Raw genomic sequence first — 25,816 nt, 5'->3', positions numbered from 1 at the left:
GCTCAAGGCGTCCGCGGAGGAGCCCGGTCGTCGGTGCTCCCACGCCGATCAGCCCGATCCCTCGTTGTACACCTCGTGCGGCCGTTGCAATCCCGTTGCAACAGCAGCTCCATGCAATCTGATAAGGGAAGAATGATGACGCAGAACCTGATCCAGACCGTGCCTTCCCACGTTCGGTCCATCTCGGGTCACCCCGCCAAGGCCTCGACTCAGATGGAGGTGTGGCAGGGCCTGTCCGCCGCCGTCGTCGACACCATCGCGGACAACTGGCACGCGACCGAGCAGACGTACCGGACCGGCCGGATGGAGCACTACTTCTCCGCCGAGTTCCTCATGGGGCGCGCGCTCCTGAACAACCTGACCAACCTCGGCCTGGTCAAGGAGGCGGAGAAGGCCGTGGGCGCCTTCGGCCAGAACCTGTCCGACATCCTCGAGCAGGAGCCCGACGCCGCCCTGGGCAACGGGGGCCTCGGGCGCCTCGCGGCCTGCTTCCTCGACTCCTGCGCCACTCTCGACCTCCCGGTCGCCGGATACGGCATTCTCTACCGCTACGGCCTGTTCAAGCAGCTCTTCTCTGACGGCTTCCAGACCGAGCACCCCGACCCGTGGATGGAGGAGGGCTACCCCTTCGTCATCCGCCGCGAGGAGGCGCAGCGGATCGTGCGCTACAACGACCTGGTCGTGCGCGCGGTCCCCTACGACATGCCGATCGTCGGCTACGGCACGAAGAACGTCAACACGCTGCGCCTGTGGCGGGCGGAGAGCACCGAGGAGTTCGACTACGACGCCTTCAACTCCCAGCACTTCACCGACGCCATCGTCGAGCGCGAACGCACCGCGGACATCTCCCGCGTCCTGTACCCCAATGACACCACCTACGAGGGCAAGGTCCTGCGCGTGCGCCAGCAGTACTTCTTCTGCTCGGCCTCCCTGCAGGAGATCGTCGACAACTATGTGGCCCACCACGGGGACGACCTCACCGGCTTCTCCGAGTTCAACTCCGTCCAGCTCAACGACACCCACCCGGTCCTGGCCATCCCCGAGCTGATGCGGCTGCTCATGGACGAGCACCATCTGGGCTGGGACGACGCCTGGGCCGTCGTGTCCAGGACCTTCGCGTACACCAACCACACGGTGCTCGCCGAGGCGCTGGAGACCTGGGAGACCTCGATCTTCGAACAGCTCTTCCCGCGCATTATGGAGATCGTCCGGGAGATCGACCGCCGTTTCCGCGAGGACCTCGCGGCCCGCGGCGTCGACGGGGCCAGGATCGACTACATGGCGCCGATCTCGGGCTCCAAGGTCCGCATGGCCTGGATCGCCTGTTACGCCTCCTACGCAATCAACGGCGTCGCCGCCCTGCACACCGATATCCTCAAGCGCGACACCCTCAAGGACTGGTACGCGATCTGGCCCGAGCGCTTCAACAACAAGACCAACGGGGTCACCCCGCGCAGGTGGCTGCGCGAGTGCAACCCGCGCCTGTCCGCCCTGCTGGATGAGGTCACCGGCTCCGACGCGTGGGTGAAGGACCTCTCGCTCCTGGAGAGCCACACGCGAGTCGACGACGCCGTTCTCGACCGGCTGACCGAGATCAAGCACGCCAACAAGGTCGACTTCGCCGCCTGGATCGCCGCACGCGAGGGCATCGAGATCAATCCGGACGCGATCTTCGACGTCCAGATCAAGCGCCTCCACGAGTACAAGCGCCAGCTGCTCAACGCGCTCTACATTCTGGACCTGTACTTCCGCATGAAGGATAACCCCGGCCTGAGGGTGCCGGAGCGGGTCTTCGTCTTCGGAGCCAAGGCCGCCCCCGGGTACGTGCGGGCCAAGGCGATCATCAAGCTGATCAACACGGTCGCCGACCTGGTCAACAACGACCCGGTCGTCTCCAAGACGATCAAGGTCGTGTTCATCCACAACTACAATGTCTCCCCCGCCGAGCACATCATTCCCGCAGCCGACGTCTCCGAGCAGATCTCGATGGCGGGCAAGGAGGCCTCGGGCACGTCCAACATGAAGTTCATGATGAACGGGGCGCTCACGCTGGGCACCCTCGACGGCGCGAACGTCGAGATCCTGGACGCGGTCGGCGAGGACAACGCCTACATCTTCGGCGCCACGGAGGACGAGCTCCCCGCCCTGCGCGCGACCTATGATCCGCGCGCCGCCTACGAGACCGTCCCCGGCCTCAAGCGGGTCCTGGACGCCCTCATCGACGGCACCCTGGACGACAACGGCTCCGGCTGGTTCGCAGACCTGCGCCGCAGCCTCCTGGAGCCCTCCTACGAGCCAGCCGACGTCTACTACGTGCTGGGCGACTTCCCCGCCTACCGCGAGACGAAGGACCGCATGGCGGCCGACTACGCAGACCAGCGCGCCTGGCAGCGCAAGGTGTGGGTCAACATCACCGGCTCCGGCCGCTTCTCGTCGGACCGCACGATCAGCGACTACGCCAAGATGTGGAACATCCAGCCTGAGCCGATCGCCTGAGGCCGAGTCGCCTGGTACTCCGGCGCGGCGCCCCCCACCGACAAGGTGGGGGGGCGCCGCGCGCCATCCAGGGGGCGCGGCACCCGACGACGACGCACCATGCCTCCTTCGCCGAGATCGGTCGAGTTCCGCGTCGAGATCTGTATTCGCACGCCCCTATCACAGGCAATGCGAAATCGCCAGAATGGCCTTTGGCCCAGGGGCGCGGCACGCACGACGCGTATCCACCTGCAGCGCGTGAAACAACCTGCAAGGCCCCGGAAGACCCAGCCGCTGGTCGAGTCCGCATTAATTCAATCTACGGAAAACCTAAGGACCGGTGCGCGAGGGGCGGACGGGCCAGTCGACCCGGTTAGTACAGAATGCTGGCCAGCTGGCGACGAGCACGGGCCACCTCGGGAGCCGAGGAGCCAATAACGTCGAAAAGCTCGAGCAGCCGCAGCCGCGCGGTCTCCCGCTCCTCGCCGGAGTGCGAGCGCACCGCCTCGAGACCGCGCCCCAACGCGACATTCACGTCCCCCAGCGCCACCGCGGCGTCGGCCCCGGCGAGCTGATCCTCCAGGCTCGCCCCGGGAGCGTCCGCGGCGGTCAGCAGGGAGTACGGATCCTTGCCGTCCATGCGCCCGAGCATGCGGATCTGGGCCCGTGCGATCTTGAGCTCTCCATCCGCCGGGTTCTGCGCAATGGCGTGGTCGTAGACCTTCTCGGCGGCCGCGTAGTCGCCCCGCTCCATGGCCTCGCGCGCCTGACGCTCCACCTCGGTCTCCTCAGGCTCAGCCGGCTCGGCCTCATCCGCCGGCTGCGGCGCAAGACGCCCGGCGACGCCGTTGCGAGCCGCCAGCTCGAGCAGCTGATCGAGCAGCTCCCGCAGCTGGCCGGCAGGGATCGCCCCCTGGAACAGCGGCACCGGCTGTCCGGCGACCAGGGCGACGACGGTGGGCACGGCTGTGGCCTGGAGCGCCTGGGCGACCTCCGGAGCGGCGTCGACGTCCACACGCGCCAGCTGGAAGCGGCCGGCGTACTCCTGGGCCAGTGTCCCGAGCTGGTCGGCAAGGGCCGTGGAGGCCTGGGAGCGTGAGGTGTGGAGGACAACCACCACTGGCACCTGCATGGAGATCTCGGCGGTACTGCGCAACGAGGCGGCGTCGACGTCCACCACCAGCGGCGCCGAGACCGTAGAGTCTGTGGCCGAGACCGAGGACGAGCCCGCGGAGCCGGGTGCAGGGCGCCCTGCGGGTCTCCCGGCGCCCGACGGGCTCCCTGTGGCGGGAGCACCCTGTTGGGATGCAAGAGTGGACAGGTCCACGGCGCCGAACATGCTCATGGTGAGCCTTTCCCGGGCTGAGCCAGCCCGCTAATGGGTGGAAGGAACAGTGGGGTGGTGGCGAGACAGGCGGGGTCCTGAGTCTATTGGCTCAGCCGGGTGACTTGGAGTCGTCTTTGGAGGCCGACGCCAGCACGCGGCTCTGCCCCAGAAGCACCGGCTGGTTGCCGGACGCCTCGGTGGGTTCGGCAGGCGGGATCGAGAAGGCCATCATGACGTCGTTCGTTGTCGCCACCTCTCCTGCGATCTCGGTGCCCGTCCCCAGCAGGGAGGCGACGTCCGCCGGCATCTTGAGCGTGGATTTGGCAACCGTGCGCTTGTACACGACGTCGTAGGTGATCGTCGTGAACACGATCGCACCATTCTCCTTGGTGCGCACGCCACGAAAGCCGTCAGAGCCGCCGCGAGCAGCTACCGTGATCTCGCCGGCCACGGACACGTCCTTGCTGCGCAGCGACGCCAGTTGCTGGCGCAGAGGATCATCGGCGAAGGTCTTCCCGTTGTCCCCATCGGGGTTGTTCAGCGCGTCAATGTAGGCGTCCAGGACCTGCTGGGGCGTGGAGAGCAGCCCGTCGGTGTCACCATCCACCTGTTCGCTTCCCGCCGAGACGGCCGTTGTCTCGGGGATGCTGACGGGAACGAACGGCTGCACCCAGGCCCACAGCTCGAAGTTGTCGCGAGCCCCGTTCTGGGTCATCGCCAGCAGGTAAGGGACCTTGTCCTCCTCAGCGTCGGTGACCGCCAGGGCAATGCGGGGAAAGCCCGTGGTCAGCCCTGCGGTACCGGCCTGGCTCTGGGTCGTGAAGTGCTCGATCTTGCTGTCGTCCTTTGCCGCCGAGGCCAGGGTGTACTCCTCGGTGCGCACACGCTGGGCCGGCCCGGTGAGGTAACCGGACAAGAGCTTGGCGTCTTTTGCGGCGTCTGCGGCGTCCAGGCCGGTCTGAATGCGTTCGAGGACAGTGGTGAAGCGCGTGCTGTCCAGGACCGAATGCGCTGTGGGAGTCCCCACCGCGGGCGCCGGCGGGAGCTCCTGTGAGCACGCCGTGAGCGTGGCACCGACGACGGTCGCAGCAGCGGACGTCAGGAAGGCTCGGCGGCTGGTCATCATGCTTTCTCCTCGTCGGACTCGGAGCCGGTGGGCGTCTCAGGCGCGGCATCAAGCCGTCTGTGCTCCGCTGGCCAGCCCTGGGCCGGGAAGAAGGGATCGGACTGTCCATTGGTGTCGGGGTGGCTCGGGCTGGCAAAGCCCTGCTGCCCCTCGGGCTGACCAGGCTGAGTGCCGTAGTCCGGGTAGCCCGAGCCGGCAAAGCCCTGCTGCCCCTCGGGCTGAGTGCCGTAGTCCGGGTAGCCCGGGCCGGCAAAGCCCTGCTGCCCCTCGGGCTGACCAGGCTGAGTGCCGTAGTCCGGGTAGCCCGGGCCGGTAAAGCCCTGCTGCCCCTCGGGCTGCTGGCCACTGGTGTTGGGGAAGCCCTGCTGCCCCTCGGGCTGAGTGCCGTAGTCCGGGTAGCCCGGGCCGGCAAAGCCCTGCTGCCCCTCGGGCTGCTGGCCACTGGTGTTGGGGAAGCCCTGCTGCCCCTCGGGCTGAGTGCCGTAGTCCGGGTAGCCCGGGCCGGTAAAGCCCTGCTGCCCCTCGGGCTGAGTGCCGTAGTCCGGGTAGCCCGGGCCGGCAAAGCCCTGCTGCCCCTCGGGCTGACCAGGCTGAGTGCCGTAGTCCGGGTAGCCCGGGCCGGTAAAGCCCTGCTGCCCCTCGGGCTGCTGGCCACTGGTGTTGGGGAAGCCCTGCTGCCCCTCGGGCTGAGTGCCGTAGTCCGGGTAGCCCGGGCCGGTAAAGCCCTGCTGCCCCTCGGGCTGCTGGCCACTGGTGTTGGGGAAGCCCTGCTGCCCCTCGGGCCAGCCGCCGTAGTCATAGTCCGGGTAACTCGACCCGGAGAACGCCTGCCCCTCGGGCTGACCAGGCTGAGTGCCGTAGTCCGGGTAGCCCGGGCCGGTAAAGCCCTGCTGCCCCTCGGGCTGACCAGGCTGAGTGCCGTAGTCCGGGTAGCCCGGGCCGGTAAAGCCCTGCTGCCCCTCGGGCTGACCAGGCTGAGTGCCGTAGTCCGGGTAGCCCGGGCCGGTAAAGCCCTGCTGCCCCTCGGGCTGACCAGGCTGAGTGCCGTAGTCCGGGTAGCCCGGGCCGGTAAAGCCCTGCTGCCCCTCGGGCTGACCAGGCTGAGTGCCGTAGTCCGGGTAGCCCAGGCCGGTAAAGCCCTGCCGCCCCTCGGGCTGCTGGCCACTGGTGTCGGGGAAGCCCTGCTGCCCCTCGGGCCGGCCGCCGTAGTCATAGTCCGGGTAACTCGACCCGGAGAAGTCGGAGAGGGCCTGCTGCGTCTGTGTCTCGGACTGGCCGGTGTCCTCGAACGTCGCACCGGCGTTCATCCCGGGCACGACACCACCGCCGTACGGGAAAACGCCCTCGTCGGCCGATCCTCCCTGATAGTCCTGGTAGTCGGGCGACTCGCCGTAGAAGGTCGTCTCCTGCTCAGAGGCCTGAGGCACATCGGGCGCCTCCACGCCGCCGAGGTAGACGCGACCGGTGCGCGGGTCGATCCACTCCTCTCCCTCGGCGGCCGCCCGTTCCTTCTCCCGCGTCTCTCTGCGCGACAGAGGCCGGTTGGGGTCGCCGATCTGCGGGATTCCCGCCGTGGCCACGCCGTCGGCCTGCGCAAGCCGGGCGGCGCGCTCAGCAGAGCGGGCACGCCGCTGCCGGTCGGCATGACGCATCTGGATGTCGATGAGGAAGAGGAAGACGCCAACGAGAAGCAGGAGCCCTCCGACAATGAGTCCTGGAATGAGCCAGGGCGTCGAGACCTTGCGCGGCCAGGACAGCGAGATGTTCGGCGCCGGCGAGGAGCCGTCGGTGGCCGCCAGCATGACCAGGTCGGTGTCGTTGACGTCCCAGTTGAGCGTGGCAGTGCCCGTGCCCGTAGCGGTGGCCACCCACAGATCGGATGTGCTCGGATCGGCGCTGGAGGCCTCCAGGACGGTGCAGCCGTTCTCGTCGGTGCTCGGAGCGCTCGTCGGCGACGCCTCGGCGGAGGCGCTGGGAGCCGACGACGACGCAGGCGCGGCCTCGTCACCGCATCTGGTCGTCACATCGGTCGCGGACAGCGCCGTCCAGCTGTCCAGGCCTGTGACGGACACGTAAGGGTCGTTGGCGAGCCAGGCATTGACGTCGGCCGAGTGCCCGACGGCGATGAACACCTGCTGGTCGTCAGAGGCAGCCGTCGCGGTAATAGTGGTCTCGGAGTCGACCCGGTTGAGGACACCCGGCTGTGTGACGACGTAGTTCTGGGTGGGGGCCGAGGCGAGAGTCGCCTCCGCGGTCGTGCCGGGCCGCCAGATCGTGGCGGAGCAGACGGCCAAGGCGATGGCGACCAGGCCAAGGACGGCGATGATCGCGCTCAAGATCCGTCGGTTCACGACGTGACTCTCCTCAAGGTCGTGGACATGGCGCCGCTGTCACCGGCCTCTGCACCAGGTGTGAGTGCCACAGAGCCTGGATGCAGACGTCGCCCAGAATCGCATGTTCCTATCGTCCGTGCGAGGAGCCTCGCCGAAGATCACAGGTCCTGCGCCCTCAGCGGAAGAACCGTGCCCAGCGTTATCTCGCAGCGTCTAGCCGCGACTGACAGCGACTGACAGCGGCTGACGGCGTCCGGGTCTGGCCCGCCCCTACGATGCCGCACCGGCGTCGTAGGCGGAGTATCGGCGCCGACCCGGCGCAGCGACAGGCCGCCGACGACGATCGCGCTCGGCGGCCGCCGGCTCGCGACGTGACCTTCCTCAAAGTCGGGGGGAAATCGCGGGCGCTGTGGGCCGACGCCGCCCCGCGAACTCCCGTCCCTTCGGCGCAGGAGCCGTCTCCCCGGCGTGTCGCACCGGATTCTCTTCGCCAACGAAGCATAATTCGCCCACCATCAAGTCCTCAGGACCTAGGCGCGAGCGATACCCTCATGGCTACGATTGGGTGACAGCGGGCCGTGGCGGCCCGCCAGAAGGAGGAGTGACGTGGCCGAGGGGTCTTCTGAGGAGTTCGCCATCACCATGCGCGGGTACGACCGTACCCAGGTCGACCAACGCATCAAGGCGCTATCCCGCCAGCTGGGAGATGCCAAACGTGAGGTCGCCAGTCTCGATCAGCGGGCTATGACGCTCGCCGGCGAGCTTGCCGATGCTCAGCGTCGCCTGCGCGAGGCGGACAAGCCTACTTACGCCGGGCTCGGCTCGCGCATCGAGCAGCTGCTGCGCAGCGCCGAGGAGCAGAGCACGTCGGTGCTCTCCAAGGCCAATGCCGAGGCCGACGCGCTCCTGGCACGTACGCGCGCCAACGCCGCCCACCTGTCCGAGCGCAGCTCCTCCGAGGCCGCCACCATGGTCGCCGACGCTCGACGGGAGGCCGCCGAGCTGCGATCCCACAGCGAGGCCGAGTCATCCACCATCCTGGCCAACGCCCAGGCCCGGGCCGACGAGCTCGTCGCCTCCGCGCAGCGCAAGGCGGACCAGATCGTCTCCGAGGCCAAGGCCAGTGCGACCGAGGCCCGGTCGTCGGCCGATCGCGAGGCGCAGCTGACGGTGGCCGCGGCCAAGAAGTCCGCCGCCGAGCTCACCGTGACCGCAGAGCGCGAGGCGAGCGAGACCAGGGAGGCGGCGGAGTCCGAGGCCGACGCGCTGCGGCGCTCCTCACAGGACCAGGCCGACTCGGTGACGGCGACCGCCGCCGAGGAGGCCCGCATCACGGTGGACAAGGCGCGCGCCGAGGCCGACTCCCTGCTGTCCGCCGCTCGCAGCGAGGCGGAGGCGCTGCGGCGCACGAGCACGGCCGAGGCCGAGGCCGCCCGGTCGGAGGCCACGGAGCTGCGCCAGCAGGCGCTTCTCGAGATCGCCGCGGCGCACGAGACGGCGGCCGAGGAGGACTCGGCCGCCCACGAGGCCGCGCGTCAGCACATCGAGGAGATGAACCAGCAGGCGCAGGAGCAGGCCGCGCAGGCCGAGGCCCGGCTTGAGGAGGCCCTCGCCCGTGCGGAGGCCGTCCGCTCCGAGGTGGACGACACCCTCCGCTCCCGCCAGGAGGAGGCCACGCGCCTGGCCGAGGACACCCTGAACCAGGCTCGCCTCGAGGCAACCGCCCTGCTCGAGGACGCCCGCGCCGACGCCGAGGTCGAGAAGACCTCCATGATGCGCCAGATCAAGGAGCTCGAGCGGCAGCGCGACTCGGTCGCCAGCTACCTCGAGGAGATGCGCAGCGTGCTCGGCAATGTCATGCCGCAGGCCCCGGAGTTCTCCGACGTCATCAGCGCTGCGCTGGCAACCGGCGTCCCGCAGGCCGCCGGCCTGTCCGACGTGACCCCGGGCAGCGCGGGCAGTGCCGGCTCCCCCGAGTCCTCACAGAGCGCAGGCTCCCCCGAGGCGAGCGCCGACGGCGATGACTCCAGGTCCCTTCAGGAGGACCTGATGGGTATGGGCGGCCGCAAGCGCCGCTGAGCCGAGCCGGCGGCCCTTGTCCGCCGCGTCACGACCAGGCGCGGCGGACAAGGGCCAGCGTCTCCTCGCGAGTCATGCCCAGGTTGCGCATGGTCGTCACGAAGCGCATGGTCTCCCGCTCGGCAGCGGTGTCGGCGAGGTCCATGACATAGGTGCCGTGGCGGCCGCGCCCCTCGACGACTCCCTCGAGCTCCAGCTCGCGATATGCCTTGGCGACCGTGTTGACGGCGACGTCGAGCTCGGCCGCCAGGGCGCGCGTGGTCGGCAGACGCACCCCAGCGGTCAGCCGGCCCGAGGTGACATCGACACGGATCGCGGAGCAGATCTGTGCGAAGACCGGCTCCGAGGAGTCCGGGTCCAAAGTGATGCGCAGGCGGATAGGGACGGCCATGTTCCTAGTGTGCGCCTCATCACTGGCTTCCGCATCCTGAGACAGGTCATAAGTTGTCAGTAAGTCCGGCTGAAGTCAACCAGCCCCGCCGTTCGGGACCCCGCAGTTCCTTGTTCTGCCGTGACGGTGCCCGGCGGAGCCCTCGTGAGGCGCCTACCACAGGCGGCGCTCCCAGCAGGCCGTATGCCAGTGACGACGCTCCTCCAGGCCGCGATCGGGCCCGAAGAGGGACTCATTCGACCAGGCGACGACGTGCGGCGTGCCCGGCGCGATGCTCCGATTGCAGCCGGGGCAGGTGTAGGGCTTGTCGCTGCCGCGCAGGCGACGCACGGTGAAGTCGGCGCCTCCCGGGCCGACCTGGGTACGCGGCATGGCGCCCAGTCGCCCCGGGTCGAGCGGACGGTGCCCGGCGCGATAGGGACGTTTGGAGCTGCGTCGTGCCATGGCCCGACCCTATCCGAGTCCGACCCCGCCGCACCCGGCCGACGTCGTGCGGGCAGCCCGGGTTCCGCAGCCGGACCGACGCAAGGCTCTCCCGGGAGGGCGCAGCCCCCGGGAGAGCCTTCTTCGCGTTCACGACGACGTCGGGGCGGTCGGCCCCGCGGCCGGGGGCGCAGCCCGCCCGGCCGCCCCGACGGCCGAGCGAGCTACCGGCGCAGGGCGGCGCCCGCCCCGTTCGGGACCGTCAGACCAGGCCCATCTCAGCGACGGTCTTCTTCTCGCCCAGGAGCTCGCCCACGGAGGCGTCGATCTGGGTGCGGGAGAACTCGTCGATCTCCAGGCCCTCGACGATCGTCCACTGCCCGCCTTCGGAGACGCAGGGGAAGGAGGAGATAATCCCCTCGGGCACGCCGTAGGAGCCGTCCGACATGACCGAGGCCGAGGTCCAGGAATAGCCCTTGACACCCAGGCACCAGTCGCGGACGTGGTCGATGGCGGCAGAGGCGGCGGAGGCGGCTGAGGAGGCGCCCCGCGCGGCGATAATGGCGGCGCCGCGCTTGGCGACGGTCGGGATGAAGTCCTTCTCGACCCAGGCGCGGTCGGCGAGGATGTCCGTGATCGGGGCGCCCTTGACCGTGGCCTGCGTGATGTCGGGGTACTGGGTCGAGGAGTGGTTGCCCCAGACGGTCACCTTGTCGAGGTCGGTGACGTGGCAGCCTGCCTTGGCGGCCAGCTGGGCCAGAGCGCGGTTGTGGTCCAGGCGGGTCATCGCGGTGAAGCGGGAGGCCGGGATGTCCTTGGCGTGGGAGGCGGCGATGAGCGCGTTGGTGTTGGCCGGGTTGCCGACGACGAGGACCTTGATGTCGTCGGCGGCACCGGCGTTCAGCGCCTCGCCCTGGGGGCCGAAGATGCCGCCGTTGGCGGACAGCAGGTCGCTGCGCTCCATGCCGGCCCTGCGCGGCATGGAGCCGACGAGGAAGGCGATGTTGGCTCCCTCGAAGGCCTGCTTCGGGTCGTCGAAGATGTCGACGCTGCCCAGGGTCGGGAAGGCGGAGTCGAACAGCTCCATGGCGGTGCCCTCGGCGGCCTTGACGGCCTGCGGGATCTCGAGCAGGCGCAGGTTGACGCGCTGGTCGGAGCCGAGCAGGGCGCCGGAGGCGATGCGGAAGAGCAGGGCGTAGCCGATGTTTCCTGCCGCACCGGTGACGGCGATGTTAATGGGCGCGTTGGCCATAGGAGACTCCTTAGAGGATGAGGTGTCACTCGGGCCGCGAGCGGCGCAGCCCACGGCACGAGCCTACGGTGGCGGACCGGTGATGACCCGGACGATGGTTTCGCCGCCCATGTAATCCCGGTCATACGGGTCCGCGTGCCGACGCCGGGCGGCCCGGCCCCTGCCCGCCGCGCCGGGGCCGGGCCGCCCTCAGCTCGCGGCGCCGGATCCGGCCGCCCCCGTGGATCCGGCCAGGTCCTCGGGGCTCACGACGCCCTCGACGCTGACGCGGTCGAGGTACCTCATGCCGTCGAAGGAGAGCTCGCGGGCGTTCTCCGGGTCGCCGTCGTCCCCGATCTGTCCGCCGGCGAGGCGGTCGACGACGATCGCGATGGCGCCGTCGCCGGTGACGTTGGTGGCGGTGCCGAAGGAGTCCATGGCGATGTAGGTGGCGATCATGAGGGCGATCTGGGCGTCGTCGAAGCCGAGCATGGACGACAGCAGGCCCGTGGCCGCCATAATGGCGCCGCCGGGCACCCCCGGAGCGGCGACCATGGTGATGCCGAGCATGAAGATGAAGCCGACCCACTGCACGGTCGAGACGGTCAGGCCCTGGGTGAGCACGATCGCGAAGGCGAAGGCGAAGATCTTCGATGTCGAGCCGGCCAGGTGGATGGTGGCGCACAGCGGGACGGTGAAGGAGGCGACGGCGTCCGACACGCCGTTCCTCCTGGTCTGGGCCAGCGTCACGGGGATGGTCGCGGCCGAGGAGGATGTGCCCAGCGCCGTCAGGTAGGCGGGCATCATGGTGGCCAGCGCCCTGGCCGGGTTCCTGGAGCCGACAATGCCGGCCGTGATGTACTGGGCGCCGAGGATGACGATCTCCAGGACGAGGACGACGACCACGACCCGCAGCAGGGCGTGCATGACGGACCAGGCCTCGCCCGTGTAGGTGAGGTTGAGGAAGATGCCGAAGATGTGCAGCGGCAGCAGCGGAATGATGATCCGCTCAATGAGCCTGGTGATGATGGCGCGGAACTCGATGAAGCCCTTGCGCAGGACGCCGCGCGGCACCATCGACAGGCCGATGCCGAGGACGAAGGACAGCAGCAGGGCCGTCATGACGGGCACGGGCGCCGGCATCTCAATGCTGAAGTAGGACTCCAGCGCGCTGCCGGGCTCCTTGACCTCCGACAGGGCCGTGCCCGCCAGCAGACGCGGTAGGAGCGCCGTGCACACGATGTAGGTCAGGAATCCCGAGAAGAGCGTGGAGCCGTAGGCGATCGCCGTCGTGATGCCGAGCCACTTGCCGGCGCCCCTGCCGAGGTCGGCGATCGCCGGCGTCACCAGGCCGATGATGATCAGCGGGATGGCGAAGGACAGGAACTGGCTGAACAGCCCGGAGAACGTCGCGAAGACGCGCCCCAGGGCCTGCGGGATGAGCGGGCCCCCGCCGATCCTGATACTGCCCAGGGCCAGGGCGAGGACAATGGCGAGGAGCACCCATACGAGGATGCCGCCGGCCGAGAGCATCTTGCGGAGATGTGACACGGAACTGCCTTTCGGGCGGGTGCAGGCGGTGGGGTACCGCCCTGCTGCGCCGCAGCATGCCACAGGAGCATTTTCGGGCCGTCCCCGTTTCGCGGACTGGTCCGCCCGCAGGCGCCGTCCGGCTCGGCGCCTGCGGCCTCACACGACCCGCGGCAGGTCCGCGTAGTAGGTCAGGGCGAGCAGCGCCAGCGCGAGGATGATCCCGAAGACGACGTCGAAGAGGCGCCCGCGCGCGGCCATCCAGGTGCCATCGGGCCGCTGCAGGCGCAGCAGCGAGACCAGCAGCACGCCGATGCCGAGCCACACAATGGCCAGGCGCCGGTGACCCAGCAGGGAGATCACGGGCACCGCCGCCAGGCCGACCGCCACCGCGAGGACCGCCAGGGTCCGGTAGGGCTCCTTGTGCTTGGCGGGCGGTCGGGCGACGGGAAGCCCCGCCCTGGTCCAGGCGTCCTCGGCCGAGATCTGCGGCCTGCCCGCCGGCGAGTGCGCATCGGCGGTCCGCCGCGTGTTCTGGTCCTGGCTCACGGCCGTCATCGTAGCGGGCGACGCCGGGGCGGCAGGCGGCGACCGGGCACCGTGCTGCCGCCCCGGAGGCGCCGCGGGGCGCCGGGGGCCGTCAGTGGGCGAAGTGGCGGGAGCCGGTGAGGTACATGGTGACGCCGGCCGCCCGGGCGGCGGCGATGACCTCGTCGTCGCGGATGGATCCGCCGGGCTGGACGACGGCGGTCACGCCGGCGTCGATGAGGACCTGGAGGCCGTCGGCGAAGGGGAAGAAGGCGTCCGAGGCGGCCACGGCGCCGCGGGCGCGCTCGGGCGGCACGGCCCGGAGGACCGCGGCGGCGTCGCCCCTCTCGGGAGCCTGCGGGGCGGCGTCGCCGGTGGAGCGGAGCCCCAGGGTGTTGGCGCGCTCGACGGCCAGCCTGCAGGAGTCGACCCGGTTGACCTGCCCCATGCCGACGCCCACGGTCGCCCCGTCCCTGGCCAGCAGGATGGCGTTGGAGCGCACCGAGCGGATGGCCCGCCAGGCGAAGCGCAGGTCGGCGAGGGCCGCCCCGTCGGCGGCCGGGCCGGCGACGAGCCGCCAGGCGGCGGGGTCGTCGCCGCAGGCCTGGTAGGTGTCCCGCTCCTGGATGACGGCGCCGCCGGAGACCTGCTTGATCTCGTAGCCCTCCCGCTCGGGCGGCTCGACGACGAGCAGGCGCAGGTTCTTCTTGGCCGACAGGATCTTCACGGCCTCCTCCTCGAAGGCCGGGGCCGCGACGACCTCAGTGAAGATAGGCCTGATCTGGCGGGCCATCGCCGCGGTGACGGCGGCGTTGGCGGCGATGACGCCGCCGTAGGCGGACACGGGGTCGCAGGCGTGGGCGCGGCGGTGCGCCTCGGCGACGTCGCCTGCGGCGGAGACGGCGATGCCGCAGGGGTTGGCGTGCTTGACGACGGCGACCGCGGCGGCGCCGTCCGTGCCGTCGCCGTGGTCGTAGACCGCCCGCAGGGCGGCGTCGGTGTCGGTGTAGTTGTTGTAGCTCATGGTCCTGCCGTGCAGCTGGCGGGCCCCGGCCACTCCCCCGGTCTCGTCCGGGGCGCGGTAGACGGCGGCGCGCTGGTGCGGGTTCTCCCCGTAGCGCAGGTGCGCCAGGCGCTCGTAGCCGACGCCGACGTAGGCGGGCGGGGCGGAGCCGGCGGCCTCGGGCGCTGCTGCTGAGGCATCCGCGGCGACGTCCGCCGTACCATCCGCCGCGCCCGCCGCACCTGCAGCGGCGTCGTTCTCGATCTGCTCGGCCATCCAGGTGGCGACGGCGGCGTCGTAGGCGGCGGTGCGCGCGAAGGCCCGCGCGGCCAGGGCGCGGCGCCGGGCCGGGGTGAAGCCGCCGGAGCGCACGGCCGCGGCGACCTCGCCGTAGACGGCGGGGTCGGTGACCACGGCGACGCCGGAGTGGTTCTTGGCAGCGGCGCGCACCATGGCGGGCCCGCCGATGTCGATCTGCTCGACGCAGGCGTCGAAGGAGGCGCCCGAGCGAACGGTGGCGCGGAAGGGGTAGAGGTTGACCACGACGAGGTCGATGGGGGCCGTGCCCAGCTCCGCGATCCGGCTCATGTGCTCGGCCTTGCGGCGGTCGGCGAGGATCCCGGCATGGATGGCCGGGTGCAGGGTCTTGACCCGTCCCTGAAGGCACTCGGGGAAGCCGGTGACGTCCTCGACGGGGGTGACCGGCAGGCCCGCGCCGGCGATGGCGGCGGCGGTGGAGCCGGTGGAGATGATCTCGGCACCGGCGTCGACGAGGGCGGCGGCCAGCTCGACCAGTCCGGTCTTGTCGTAGACGGAGATCAGGGCCCGGCGCACGGGAACCCGCTCCGGGGCGGCCGGTCCCTCGGCGGGGACGTTCTGGATGGGGACGGCCGGCTGGGGCTGTGTGGTCACTGGCGCTCCTGGTGCGATCGGTGCGGGGACGCCCAGGCGGGCGACGTCCCCTGCTCGTGATCGGTGGCCGCTCCCCGGTGGTGCCCCACCCTCGCCAGTCGCGACCGGTCGCAGTCTAGCCGCTTGCGCCCGCCCGCTTCTCCCCGGCGTCGTTCTCCCGCGACCGCGCGGACTGCACGTAGCGGTAGACGGTCGGCTCGGAGACCCCGAGAGCCGAGGCGAGCACGGGAATGCTGCCCTTGAACTGGAAGAAGCCCTGGGCGTGCAGGCCCGCGACGACCTCGAGCCTCTCCTCGGGCTTGAAGCGGTCCCGGCTCGTGCCCCGCCGGCGGGCGACGTCGTCGATCGCCTCGGCCGCCATGCCGTCGATGGAGGACACGAGGGTCTCCCGGCTCACAGGCGCGCCCGCGTCGGCGGCGCCGGGGAAGAGCCCGGAGACCTCGGCAACCAGCGACTCCAGCCGCCTCATGAGAGTGTGGTCGGTGTTGACGCAGAGCATCCCGATGAGTCGGCCGTCGCGGCGTATGAAGAACGAGGAGGAGGCGAGCGTCCGTCCCCCGGCCTGCGCGGTGTAGTGGACCCGGTAGGGAACCTGCTCGCCGGAGTCCTCCTCGAGCTCGCGCAGCACGAGGTCGGTGGCGGGCGAGCCGATGGTGCGTCCGGAGACCTCGCCGTTGACGATCGCCACGACGGAGGCGTCGATGTCGGCCAGGTCGTGAAGCACGACCTCGGTGTTGCGCCCCACGACCTCGCCGAGGAAGGAGACGAGCGGGATGTAGGAGGCGATGATCTCGCTGTCGTCTCGCATCCGCATCCCTCCATGTCATCCGTCGGCCAGCGGGTCAGAGCAGCCCGGAGCCCCTGCGCACGTACTCCCCCATCTCGGGGCGCGGCACCATACTGCCACCTGTGGCCCAGGCGATGTGGGTCGCACGGGCGAGGGTCTCATCATCCAGACCGAGCCGGGCCCGGTACTCCGCGTCCTCGACGACGCGCGCCGGCCCCACAAGACCCGCAGTCGAGGAGGGCTCGATGTCGATCCTCTCCGACTCGTGCAGCTGCGCCAGCAGGGTGTAGAGGTGATCGTCGTCGACGGTGACGAACCCGTCGATGAGGTGCTGCATGGCCTGACCGACGAAGCCCGAGGGGCGCCCGCAGGCCAGCCCGTCCGCGGCGGTGACATTGTCAATGCCGAAGTCCTGCACGCTCATGGCGTCGTGAAGGCCGGTGTAGACGCCCAGGAACATCGACGGGCAGTGGGTCGGCTCGGCGAAGACGACGCGGACCGCGTCGCCGAACTCGGCCTTGAGCCCGAAGGCGACGCCTCCGGGCCCCCCGCCGACCCCGCAGGGCAGGTAGACGATGAGCGGATGCCGGTCGTCGACCGTGACGTCGAGCGCCTGGAGCTGGCCGGCCAGGCGGTGGGCGGCGACGGAGTAGCCGAGGAACAGGCTGCGGGAGTTCTCGTCGTCCACGAAGTAGCACGTCGGGTCCCCCTCCGCCTGCGCGCGCCCCCGCTTGACCGCCTCGGAGTAGTCCGACTCGTACTCGACGACCTCGACGCCGTGGGCGCGCAGCATGTCCTTCTTCCACTGCCGCGCATCGGAGGACATGTGGACGGAGGCCTTGAAGCCCAGCCTGGCGCTCATAATGCCGATCGACAGGCCCAGGTTGCCGGTGGAGCCCACGGCGACCGAGTAGCCCGAGAAGAACTCGGTGAGCTCCGGCCGGGCGAGAAGCGCGTAGTCGTCGTCGAGGCTGATCCGGCCCGCCGAGACGGCCAGCTCCTCGGCGTGCTTGAGCACCTCGTAGATCCCGCCCCGCGCCTTGATCGACCCGGATATCGGCAGCTCGGAATCCAGCTTGAGCCAGAGGTGGCCGGGGATGGCGCGACCGGCGTCGCGCTCGATGACCTCCTGCATCGCGGGAGCCGCGACAAGCGGGGACTCCACAATGCCCAGGGTCGCACGCGTGTCGGGGAAGACGGTGGCCAGGTACGGGGCGAAGCGCTTCAGGCGCGCGGCGGCGTCCTCGATGTCCGTGCGCGTGAGACCCACCTCGGCGAGACCGTCGGCGGCGCCGAGGATGTCGGGGTTGAACCAGCTGGTCTCGGTCATCGCTGTCAACGGCTTCATCAGCGGCAGGGCCTGCGTCCACTCCTCGCTGGTGCGACCGTGGATGAGGGCGTCAGTCATGACGGGATTCCTTTCGTGTTGCTGCATGTCGTTGGTGATCGGTTCAGCGGTCGCGGGCGGCGGGCGGCGCACGCGCCGGCCCGCGCGCCGGGTCAGACGACCAGGCTGAGAAGAAGGGTGCCGATGAGGCCGACCACGGAGGCGCAGCTCGTGGCCAGGGTGAGGGAGCGCAGGGTCTGCTGGACCGACATGCCCAGGTACTCCTTGACCAGCCAGAACAGCGAGTCGGTGACCTGCGTGAGGCCGATCGCTCCGGCGCCGATGGCGATGGCCATGACCTCGGGGGACAGAGACGGGTCGTTGGTCACCATCGGCAGGACGATTCCAGCGGCACTGATCATGGCGACAGTGGCGGAGCCGACCGCGAAGTGCAGGAGAAGGGCGATGAGCCAGGCGAGAATGACCGGGCTCACGGGCAGCGCCGAAAGAAGGCGGGCGATGCCGTCGCCGATGCCGGAGGCGATGAGCACCTCGTTGAAGGCGCCGCCCGCACCGATGATGAGAAGGATCCCCGCGATCGGCCCGAAGGACCCGTCGGTCAGGTCGAGCAGGTCGCTCATTCCCGCACCCCGCCTGAGACCGAGCGACCAGTAGGCGAAGAAGACCGCGATGAGCAGCGCGGTGATCGGGTTGCCGATGAGGTTGACGACGGGCAGGGCTCCGCTGCTCTCGGGAAGCGCCTGCACCAGGACAGTGCGCCCGACCATGATGAGAAGGGGCAGCAGGATCGTGAAGAGAGTGATTCCGAAGCCGGGCAGGCTCCCCTCCGGCTCAGGAGCCTGCTCAGGGCGCCTCCCCGAAGCCGCCTCCTCAGCCTCCGCGTCTCCCGCCTCGCCGTCCGCGGCGAGCCTGCCCGCTGTGACGGGAGTGGCGACGGCGCCCCTGATGCCGAAGTACGAGAACACGGGACCGCCGACCGCGGCGCAGGGCAGGCCGACGAGCAGGCCGAGGACGATGACCTTTCCGACGTCCGCGCCCAGGGTGCCGGCGATCGCGGTGGCCGCGGGGTGCGGCGGCACGATGCAGTGCACGACCATGAGGGATGTCACCAGCGGGACAGCGACCTTGATGGCGGAGATCTTGGCCTGCCGGGCAATGACGAAGACGAGCGGCACGAGAAGGACGAACCCGACCTCCACGAAGACCGGGATTCCCGCGATGAAGCCGATGAGCATCATGACCCAGGTCGCTCGATCGCGCCCCAGCCAGTGCAGGAGGCTGTTGGCGATCCGCTCGGCGCCGCCGGAGACCTCAAGCATCTTCCCGAGGACCGAGCCGAAGCCGATGATCAGCGCCAGGAAGCCGAGCGTCCCGCCCACACCGGCCTCGATCGTGTCGCCGAGGGCGTCCAGAGGCGTGCCGGTCACAATGCCGACGCCGAAGGCGGCCAGTGTCAGTGCGAGAGCGGGGTGAAGCTTGACCTTGACGATCAGCACCACAATCAGTGCGATGGCGACAATGAGTACGCATATCAGTGCCGGTGCGGACATAGACGTTCCTTGCAGAATTGGGGGACGCTCATAAACGGAGCCTCGTCGCTCCGGCGGTGGCCGCGCATTGGCGCACGGCTCGCCCCGGTCGAAGTGATAGAAGATTATCTATCTGATAAAAGTGTGTCAAGCGCCGGGACGTACCGCCCCAGATGCCGGTCAGCAGTCATCGGCGCGCGGAGAGGGGCGCCCCTCTCCGCGCGCCGGCGCCGTCCCAGCGCACACAGGAGCGCCCGGTAGCGGCCCGGCCGCGCGGGGCGTCTCAGTCCTCCCGATCGGAGGCCGAGTCGGCGGCCTGCGCCCGCTCGCGCCACCCCGCGAAGGGGCTCCGCCCGGGGCCGGTGAAGGTCGCCCCGGGAGAGGGGATCTTCCTGGTCGTCGCTACCGGCTCGGCCTCGCCGCCGGCGGCCCGGCGCCTCGCCGCGCCGGCCTTCGCCCGATGAGGCGGGACCTGCCCCGTCCTCGCCTCGCGTCGCGGACCCGCACCGGCCTGCGCGCGACGGCGGTTCCCGGCCTCGGTCGACGCCCCTCTCCCTTCCTCGGCCGTCTCGGCCCGGCCGGCCCCGTCCGTCCTGCTGGCGCCCTCGCCGTCGTCGCGGACGCGGCGGGACTCACGGGCGGCGGACCGGTCCCGGGGAGGCTCGGCCTCGTCCTGCCTCCGCTCGCGCGCACCGTGCGCGGAGGCGACGGCGGCCGCCGTCGCCCTGCGGGAGGTCAGCCGGTGGTGGGTGGTGGGGTGGGTGAGGACCGCGACGGCGACGAGTCCGACCCCGACCTCCAGGGCGATGAAGAGGCACAGGTACCCAGGGTGCGGGCCGACCCGGGCCAGCCTGCCGGGACCGATCGGCCCGGAGGCCCCCAGGGCGAGGGCCAGGCAGCCGAGCGTCACGATGAGGGTCGCGGCCAGGGCGGCCAGGAGGGCCTCGCTGAGCTCGAGCCCGAGGAGCTCTCGACGTCGGCGCCAGGCCGCGCCCATGGCGGCGAGCGTGATGACCATGGGCAGGTAGACGCCCACGGCCCCCAGCGGTGCGGTGGGCAGCAGCCCCAGCACGGGCATGACGGGGACGGCGTCGGCGATGACGACGTCGGGGGAGAACAGGGTGCCCGTCCCCACGGCGAAGCCGGGGCCGGCCAGCCACGCCAGCGCCCACACGAGCAGGGTCGGCGCCCACCCGGCCTGCAGCACGACAAGCCCGGCGGAGGCCACGAGCCCCCCGGCGGACAGGGCGTCGTGAAGACGTCCGACGCGCCCAGCGCCCGTGATGACGGCCGCCACCGCGACGACGGCGACCAGTGCCGCGACGGCCAGGGCCGTGCTGCGCACGAGAGCGAGGGCGGGGTCCGCCCAGCGCGGGCGGCGCCCCCACCACCGGGCCATGCCCGCCCAGCCCCGTCCGGCGCGCTGCAGGTGGCCGAAGGTGATGAGCGCCGTCAGTGCACCGAGCCCCAGCACCGCCGTCCACAGGCGCGAGCCCGCCGGGTCCGACGCCGCGGCGATGAGGGCCGCGCTCGCCACCGCGGTCAGGACCGCCCACAGCCCCGACATCAGGCGGACGAGTCGCGAGCGGCGTACCGACCACCGGGTGATGAGCGCCTGGATGATGGTCAGGCCCAGCAGCGGCAGGCCGACGGCGCCGTCGGGGCTCGCCGCGCTCCCCCACCGCCCGCCCAGGCCCAGGCCCCACAGGCCGGTGGCGGTGCGCAGGGCGGTGCCCACGGACAGCGCCGCGGCGGCGTCCATGGAGGATGTGGCGGCGAAGACGGCCAGCGTGGGGACGACCACGAGCAGCCAGCCCGCCAGGACCGACTCCACGCCCGCGCGCACCGCGAAAGGCCAGTCGGCGGGCACCACCCGGCGCAGCCAGCCGGCGCGGGCGGTCCCGGCGGCCTCCGAGACGACCCGGTCCCGTCGCGCCTGGGTGTCGCCGGCGCTCACATCTGCCCCGCCGCGCCGGCGGTCTTCCTGTACAGCTCGCGGGCGAGGGCCGCGGTCTCGCTGGGCGTGCGCCCCACGTGCACGCCCGCGGCCTCCAGAGCGGCCTTCTTGGCCCGGGCGGTGCCGGACGAGCCGGAGACGATGGCACCGGCGTGACCCATGGTCCTTCCCTCCGGGGCGGTGAAGCCGGCGACGTAGGCGACCACGGGCTTGGTCATGGAGGAGCGGATGTAAGCGGCGGCGCGCTCCTCGGCGTCCCCCCCGATCTCCCCGATCATGACCACCAGGTGCGTGTCAGGGTCGGCCTCGAAGGCGGCCAGGGCGTCGATGTGGGTGGTGCCGACCACCGGGTCGCCGCCGATGCCGATGCAGGTGGTGAAGCCGATGTCGCGCAGCTCGTGCATGAGCTGGTAGGTCAGCGTGCCGGACTTGGAGACCAGGCCGATAGGGCCGGGGCCGGTGATGTCGGGCGGGGTGATGCCGACGTTGGAGCGCCCCGGGGAGATGATGCCCGGGCAGTTGGGGCCGATGATCTGCGCGCCGCGGTCGGCGGCGTAGGCGCGGGCGTAGGTCGCGTCGGCCACGGGGATGCCCTCTGTGATGACGACGATCAGGCGCATGCCGGCGTCGACGGCCTCGATGATCGCCTCCTTTGCGAAGGCCGGGGGCACGAAGATCACGGAGACGGCGGCGCCGGTGGCCCCCCTGGCCTCGGCGACGGTGCCGTGGACCGGGATCTCGACGGTGCCCGCGACCACGCCCAGCGGCCCGGCTCCCGGGCCGAGGGGGGCGACGTCGAAGGCGACGGCGGTGCCGGCCCTGCGCGGGTTGACGCCGGCGACGACCCTCGTGCCGGCGCACAGCATGCGGCGGGTGTGCTTGCGGCCCTCGGAGCCGGTCATGCCCTGGACGACGACGCGATCGTTCTCGGTGAGGAAGATGCTCATGGCTCAGGCCCCCTGCGCGGTGTCGGTGTCGTGGGCGATAGCGGTGACGGCGTCGGCGGCGCCGTCCATGGTCTCGACGACGGTGACGCCCGGCAGGGCCGCCTCGGCGAGGATCCGGCGGGCCTCCGCTGCGCTGTTGCCGTCCAGGCGCACGACGATCGGCTTGTCGAGGCCCTCCAGGGAGCCGACCGCGGTCACGATGCCGGTGGCGACGGTGTCGCAGGAGGTGATGCCGCCGAAGACGTTGACGAGGATGGCGCGCACCTGCGGGTCGGAGGCGACCACCTCCAGGCCGGTGGCCATGTCCTCGGCCGAGGAGCCGCCCCCCAGGTCCAGGAAGTTGGCCGGGCGCATGCCGCCGTGGCGCTCGCCGGCCCCGGCGACGACGTCGAGGGTGGACATGACCAGCCCGGCGCCGTTGCCGAGCACCCCTACCTCGCCGGCCAGGCGGACGTAGTTCAGGCCGGCGTCCTTGGCGCGGGTCTCGAGCGGGTCGGCCTCGGCGGTGCTCGTGAAGGCGGCGTGCCCGGGGTGGCGGAAGGCGGCGTTGTCGTCGAGCGTGACCTTGCCGTCCAGGGCCAGGATGGTGCCGTCAGCGGTCAGGACGAGGGGGTTGACCTCCACGAGGGTGGCGTCCTCGGCGGTGAAGACCTCCCACAGGCGGACGATGACCTCGGCGATCCGGGCGGCGGTGGGGCCGGGCTCGAAGCCCGCGGCCTCGACGATGCTCGCGGCGACGTCGTCGGTCAGGCCGGTCAGGGGGTCGATGGCGATGCGGGCGAGCGCCTCGGGGCGCTCGGCGGCGAGGGTCTCGATGTCCATGCCGCCCTCGCGCGAGCACATGGCCAGGTAGCGGCGCTCGGCGCGGTCCAGGAGGACGGAGAAGTAGTACTCGGCCTCGATATCGGCGCCGTCGGCGATCAGGACGGTGCGCACCGTGTGGCCCTTGATGTCCATACCGAGGATCTCGGCGGCGCGCCGCTCGGCCTCCGCCGCACTGCGCGCGAGCTTGACGCCGCCGGCCTTGCCGCGGCCGCCGGTCTTGACCTGGGCCTTGACGACCACCAGCGACGAGCCGGAGCCGAAGAGCTCCGCCGCGGCCTCGCGCGCCTGCTCAGGGGTGGTGGCGACCGCTCCGCCCAGCACGGGGACCCCGTGCTCGCGGAACAGCTCCCGCGCCTGGTACTCGTACAGATCCATGCGCTCGTCCTCTCAGGATCGTTTCTAGCCGCTCGAGGCGGCCGGGCGGGCGGGCCGCCAGCGCCTCCCGGACTGAGCCTAACGTCCCGGTCCGCCCCTTCGTGCGATCATGGCGCGCCTGCGCGTCGAGGACGCGCCGCCCGGGGCGCAGCCGAACGTGCCGAGCACGCATGCTCCAGCGTCATCAATATGATGGGGCCTGCAGAGCCGATGCGACTCGACTGCAGCATCCGGGGCGCCCCGGGCCGGCTGCCGGCACCGGCACGAAAAGCGCCGCCATCCGCGTGACGCAGGCCCCACCGGCGGGGGACAATGAGGGCACCGGACCAGCCGGACCACGAGAGAGGGACACCGATGACCGCCGCGCCCGCCACCACCACTACTGCTGCACCGGTGAGGATCGGTGTTCTGACGTCTGGCGGTGACGCGCAGGGGATGAACGCCGCCGTGCGCGCCGTCGTCCGCGCCGCCCTGCGCATGGGCGCCCAGCCCTACGCCGTCATGGAGGGCTGGGCCGGCGCCGTCGCCGGGGGCGACAGCGTCCGTCCGCTCGAGTGGGACTCGGTCGGCTCGATCCTCCACCGCGGCGGCACCCTCATCGGCACCGCCCGCTCCGCGGAGTTCCGCGAGCGCGAGGGGCAGCTGGCCGCGGCGCGCAACCTGCTGGAGCACGACATCGACCGCCTCGTCGTCATCGGCGGCGACGGCTCTCTCACCGGCACCGACGTGTTCCGCACGAACTGGCCCTCTCTCGTCGCCGAGCTGGTCGAGCGCGGCGAGATCCCCCCCGAGACGGCCGCGGCCCATCCGGCGCTCATGGTGACCGGCATCGTCGGCAGCATCGACAACGACCTCGTCGGGGCCGACATGACCATCGGCACGGACTCGGCCCTGCACCGCATCCTCGAGGCGATCGACGACATCTCCTCCACCGCCGCCTCCCACCAGCGCACCTTCATCGTCGAGGTCATGGGCCGCCACTGCGGCTACCTCGCGCTCATGGCCGCCGTCGCCGGCGGCTGCGACTACGTGCTGGTGCCCGAGCTCCCGCCCGCCGGCGGCTGGGAGGAGGACATGTGCCGCAAGCTCGCCAAGGGCCGGGAGGCCGGGCGACGCGAGTCCATGGTCGTGGTCGCCGAGGGCGCCACCGACCGGTCCGGCAACCGCATCTCCGCCGACGACGTCAAGCGCGTGCTGGCCGAGAAGCTGGGCGAGGAGGCGCGCGTGACGATCCTGGGCCACGTCCAGCGCGGAGGCAAGCCGAGCGCCTACGACCGGTGGATGTCGACCCTGCTGGGCTGCGCGGCCGCCCACGAGATGGTCACCGCCACCCCGGACTCCGAGCCGGTCATTATCGCCGAGCGCCACAACCGCATCACCCGCCTGCCCATGATGGAGCAGATCCGTGCCACGCGGGCGGTCAAGGACCTCGTGGCCGGCGGGGACTACGAGGGGGCCGTGGCCGCCCGCGGCGCGAGCTTCGGGGAGATGCTGCGGATCTTCGAGACCATGTCCACTCCCCCCGAGCTCGACCCCGACGTCGCCGCCTCGCACGGGCAGTCCGGCGCCGAGCCCAAGCGGGTCGCCATCATCCATGCCGGCGGCCTCGCCCCCGGCATGAACACGGCGGCGCGGGCTGCGGTGCGCCTGGGGCTGGACCACGACTTCACCATGCTCGGGGTCTACGGGGGCTTCCCCGGGCTTCTCGACGGCGAGGTGCGCGAGCTGAGCTGGGACGACGTCGAGGGCTGGGTCGGGGACGGCGGCGCCCAGCTCGGCACGCGGCGCGAGGTCCCCACCATCGAGCAGCTCTACGCGCTGGGGCGCGCCATCGAGTCCCACAGGATCGACGCCCTGCTCATTATCGGCGGCTTCAACGCCTACCTGTCCGCCCACAAGCTGGTCACGGAGCGGGACCGCTACCCCGCCTTCAAGATCCCAATCATCTGCGTGCCCGCCTCGATCGACAACAACCTGCCGGGCAGCGAGCTGAGCATCGGCGCCGACACGGCCCTGAACAACGCCGTCGGCGCACTGGACTCGATCAAGCAGTCGGCGGCCGCCTCGCACCGCTGCTTCGTGGCCGAGTCGATGGGCCGCAAGTGCGGCTACCTCGCCCTCATGAGCGGCATCGCCACCGGGGCCGAGCGCGTCTACCTCAACGAGGACGGCCTCACACTGGCCCAGCTGGCCAAGGACTCGGCGCGCATGGTGGAGTCCTTCCGCTCGGGCCGCCAGCTCTACCTGGTGATCCGCAACGAGAGGGCGAGCGAGAACTACACCCTGGACGTGCTCGCCAAGATCTTCGCCCAGGAGGGCCGCGGCCTGTACGACGTGCGCCATGCCGCGATCGGCCACCTGCAGCAGGGCGGGGACCCGTCCGCCTTCGACCGCATTATGGCCACCAAGCTCGTGGCGCACGCTCTTCGCCTGCTGTCGGACCAGCTGGAGGCGGGGACCCACCACTCCAGCTACGTGGGCCTGACGCAGGGGCGGATCACCCACCACCGCCTGGAGCGCATGAACGACGAGCTGGACCTGTCCTCGCGCCGCCCCCTTCACCAGTGGTGGATGGGCCTGCGCGAGGCCATCGCCCTGGTCAGTCAGAACGCGGGCGCCATCCCCCTGGAGGACGTTCCCGACTTCGGCGCGTCAGTGAGCGCCGCCGCGGCCGCGGCCCCGGAGTGAGG

The 25,816-nt window shown here is 71.1% G+C and carries 18 protein-coding genes and 1 riboswitch; of the genes, 3 read left to right on the top strand and 15 right to left on the bottom strand.

Features of this window, described 5'->3' with window-relative positions; all coding sequences use genetic code 11:
* The first annotated feature begins 135 nt into the window (after window positions 1-135).
* Window positions 136-2,496, top strand: coding sequence for a glycogen/starch/alpha-glucan phosphorylase (locus AIF0345_RS05225; RefSeq protein WP_285297529.1), 2,361 nt, complete (start codon window positions 136-138; stop codon window positions 2,494-2,496).
* Between the two features lie 352 nt (window positions 2,497-2,848).
* Here the strand turns inward: AIF0345_RS05225 and AIF0345_RS05220 are convergent, their stop codons facing one another.
* The 3 genes from AIF0345_RS05220 to AIF0345_RS05210 form a co-directional block, all read right to left on the bottom strand.
* Entirely contained in the window at window positions 2,849-3,820 is a 972-nt protein-coding gene (locus tag AIF0345_RS05220; RefSeq protein ID WP_268918564.1) for a tetratricopeptide repeat protein, read from the bottom strand.
* A gap of 91 nt (window positions 3,821-3,911) precedes the next feature.
* Window positions 3,912-4,928: a hypothetical protein gene (locus AIF0345_RS05215; RefSeq protein WP_285297528.1), complete on the bottom strand. Its 1,017-nt coding sequence runs from the start codon at window positions 4,926-4,928 to the stop codon at window positions 3,912-3,914.
* The gene (locus AIF0345_RS05210) at window positions 4,925-7,279 is read right to left on the bottom strand and encodes a hypothetical protein (protein ID WP_285297527.1); all 2,355 of its coding nucleotides are present in this window, start codon (window positions 7,277-7,279) and stop codon (window positions 4,925-4,927) included. The genes AIF0345_RS05215 and AIF0345_RS05210 overlap by 4 nt, the downstream gene beginning before the upstream one ends.
* 588 nt (window positions 7,280-7,867) lie before the next feature.
* Between AIF0345_RS05210 and AIF0345_RS05205 the strand changes: the two genes are divergently transcribed.
* A complete protein-coding gene (locus AIF0345_RS05205; RefSeq protein ID WP_043563454.1) occupies window positions 7,868-9,340 on the top strand; it encodes a hypothetical protein in 1,473 nt (490 codons plus the stop codon).
* A gap of 28 nt (window positions 9,341-9,368) precedes the next feature.
* On the opposite strand, the gene AIF0345_RS05200 is transcribed toward AIF0345_RS05205, so the two are convergent.
* From AIF0345_RS05200 to sucC, 12 genes are all read right to left on the bottom strand, one after another.
* Complete coding sequence (locus tag AIF0345_RS05200) at window positions 9,369-9,731, bottom strand: GntR family transcriptional regulator (protein ID WP_043563456.1); 363 nt, start codon at window positions 9,729-9,731, stop codon at window positions 9,369-9,371.
* A gap of 153 nt (window positions 9,732-9,884) precedes the next feature.
* Window positions 9,885-10,175, bottom strand: coding sequence for a hypothetical protein (locus tag AIF0345_RS05195; RefSeq protein WP_043563458.1), 291 nt, complete (start codon window positions 10,173-10,175; stop codon window positions 9,885-9,887).
* Window positions 10,176-10,416: 241 nt separating this feature from the next.
* On the bottom strand, window positions 10,417-11,406 hold the full coding sequence (locus AIF0345_RS05190) for a malate dehydrogenase (RefSeq protein WP_268918566.1): 990 nt from the start codon (window positions 11,404-11,406) through the stop codon (window positions 10,417-10,419).
* 189 nt (window positions 11,407-11,595) lie between these two features.
* Window positions 11,596-12,918, bottom strand: a complete 1,323-nt coding sequence (locus tag AIF0345_RS05185) for a dicarboxylate/amino acid:cation symporter (protein WP_285297892.1) — start codon at window positions 12,916-12,918, stop codon at window positions 11,596-11,598.
* Window positions 12,919-13,074: 156 nt separating this feature from the next.
* Window positions 13,075-13,473: a hypothetical protein gene (locus AIF0345_RS05180; protein ID WP_043563462.1), complete on the bottom strand. Its 399-nt coding sequence runs from the start codon at window positions 13,471-13,473 to the stop codon at window positions 13,075-13,077.
* Between the two features lie 82 nt (window positions 13,474-13,555).
* Entirely contained in the window at window positions 13,556-15,328 is a 1,773-nt protein-coding gene (gene purH, locus AIF0345_RS05175) for a bifunctional phosphoribosylaminoimidazolecarboxamide formyltransferase/IMP cyclohydrolase (protein WP_404976002.1), read from the bottom strand.
* A gap of 53 nt (window positions 15,329-15,381) precedes the next feature.
* Window positions 15,382-15,467, bottom strand: a riboswitch (ZMP/ZTP riboswitch).
* Between the two features lie 6 nt (window positions 15,468-15,473).
* Window positions 15,474-16,166, bottom strand: a complete 693-nt coding sequence (locus tag AIF0345_RS05170) for a helix-turn-helix transcriptional regulator (RefSeq protein ID WP_285297525.1) — start codon at window positions 16,164-16,166, stop codon at window positions 15,474-15,476.
* A gap of 34 nt (window positions 16,167-16,200) precedes the next feature.
* Window positions 16,201-17,553, bottom strand: coding sequence for a D-serine ammonia-lyase (locus tag AIF0345_RS05165; RefSeq protein WP_285297524.1), 1,353 nt, complete (start codon window positions 17,551-17,553; stop codon window positions 16,201-16,203).
* Window positions 17,554-17,645: 92 nt separating this feature from the next.
* Entirely contained in the window at window positions 17,646-19,043 is a 1,398-nt protein-coding gene (locus tag AIF0345_RS05160) for a GntT/GntP/DsdX family permease (protein WP_285297523.1), read from the bottom strand.
* A gap of 262 nt (window positions 19,044-19,305) precedes the next feature.
* Window positions 19,306-20,979, bottom strand: a complete 1,674-nt coding sequence (locus AIF0345_RS05155) for a cell division protein PerM (protein WP_285297522.1) — start codon at window positions 20,977-20,979, stop codon at window positions 19,306-19,308.
* Entirely contained in the window at window positions 20,976-21,926 is a 951-nt protein-coding gene (gene sucD, locus AIF0345_RS05150; RefSeq protein ID WP_285297521.1) for a succinate--CoA ligase subunit alpha, read from the bottom strand. Before sucD ends, AIF0345_RS05155 begins: the two co-directional genes overlap by 4 nt.
* A 3-nt stretch (window positions 21,927-21,929) precedes the next feature.
* Complete coding sequence (gene sucC, locus AIF0345_RS05145; protein ID WP_285297520.1) at window positions 21,930-23,126, bottom strand: ADP-forming succinate--CoA ligase subunit beta; 1,197 nt, start codon at window positions 23,124-23,126, stop codon at window positions 21,930-21,932.
* Window positions 23,127-23,480: 354 nt separating this feature from the next.
* Between sucC and AIF0345_RS05140 the strand changes: the two genes are divergently transcribed.
* A complete protein-coding gene (locus tag AIF0345_RS05140) occupies window positions 23,481-25,814 on the top strand; it encodes a 6-phosphofructokinase (RefSeq protein ID WP_043563473.1) in 2,334 nt (777 codons plus the stop codon).
* The last annotated feature ends 2 nt before the right edge of the window (window positions 25,815-25,816 follow it).

Source organism: Actinomyces israelii (assembly GCF_030253495.1).
In the GTDB taxonomy this organism is placed as follows: domain Bacteria; phylum Actinomycetota; class Actinomycetes; order Actinomycetales; family Actinomycetaceae; genus Actinomyces; species Actinomyces israelii.
Note: the sequence above shows the minus strand (reverse complement) of the source record. Positions and strands in the feature narration are given on the sequence as shown.

Bases quoted from the DNA above. Each gene is read 5' to 3' on its own strand.
- AIF0345_RS05195 (WP_043563458.1), bottom strand. From the start codon at position 10,175: ATGGCACGACGCAGCTCCAAACGTCCCTATCGCGCCGGGCACCGTCCG.
- AIF0345_RS05220 (WP_268918564.1), bottom strand. From the start codon at position 3,820: ATGAGCATGTTCGGCGCCGTGGACCTGTCCACTCTTGCATCCCAACAG.
- AIF0345_RS05160 (WP_285297523.1), bottom strand. From the start codon at position 19,043: ATGTCCGCACCGGCACTGATATGCGTACTCATTGTCGCCATCGCACTG.
- sucD (WP_285297521.1), bottom strand. From the start codon at position 21,926: ATGAGCATCTTCCTCACCGAGAACGATCGCGTCGTCGTCCAGGGCATG.
- AIF0345_RS05180 (WP_043563462.1), bottom strand. From the start codon at position 13,473: ATGACGGCCGTGAGCCAGGACCAGAACACGCGGCGGACCGCCGATGCG.
- AIF0345_RS05200 (WP_043563456.1), bottom strand. From the start codon at position 9,731: ATGGCCGTCCCTATCCGCCTGCGCATCACTTTGGACCCGGACTCCTCG.
- AIF0345_RS05140 (WP_043563473.1), top strand. From the start codon at position 23,481: ATGACCGCCGCGCCCGCCACCACCACTACTGCTGCACCGGTGAGGATC.
- AIF0345_RS05185 (WP_285297892.1), bottom strand. From the start codon at position 12,918: ATGCTCTCGGCCGGCGGCATCCTCGTATGGGTGCTCCTCGCCATTGTC.
- AIF0345_RS05165 (WP_285297524.1), bottom strand. From the start codon at position 17,553: ATGACTGACGCCCTCATCCACGGTCGCACCAGCGAGGAGTGGACGCAG.
- AIF0345_RS05190 (WP_268918566.1), bottom strand. From the start codon at position 11,406: ATGGCCAACGCGCCCATTAACATCGCCGTCACCGGTGCGGCAGGAAAC.
- AIF0345_RS05170 (WP_285297525.1), bottom strand. From the start codon at position 16,166: ATGCGAGACGACAGCGAGATCATCGCCTCCTACATCCCGCTCGTCTCC.
- AIF0345_RS05215 (WP_285297528.1), bottom strand. From the start codon at position 4,928: ATGATGACCAGCCGCCGAGCCTTCCTGACGTCCGCTGCTGCGACCGTC.
- sucC (WP_285297520.1), bottom strand. From the start codon at position 23,126: ATGGATCTGTACGAGTACCAGGCGCGGGAGCTGTTCCGCGAGCACGGG.
- AIF0345_RS05225 (WP_285297529.1), top strand. From the start codon at position 136: ATGACGCAGAACCTGATCCAGACCGTGCCTTCCCACGTTCGGTCCATC.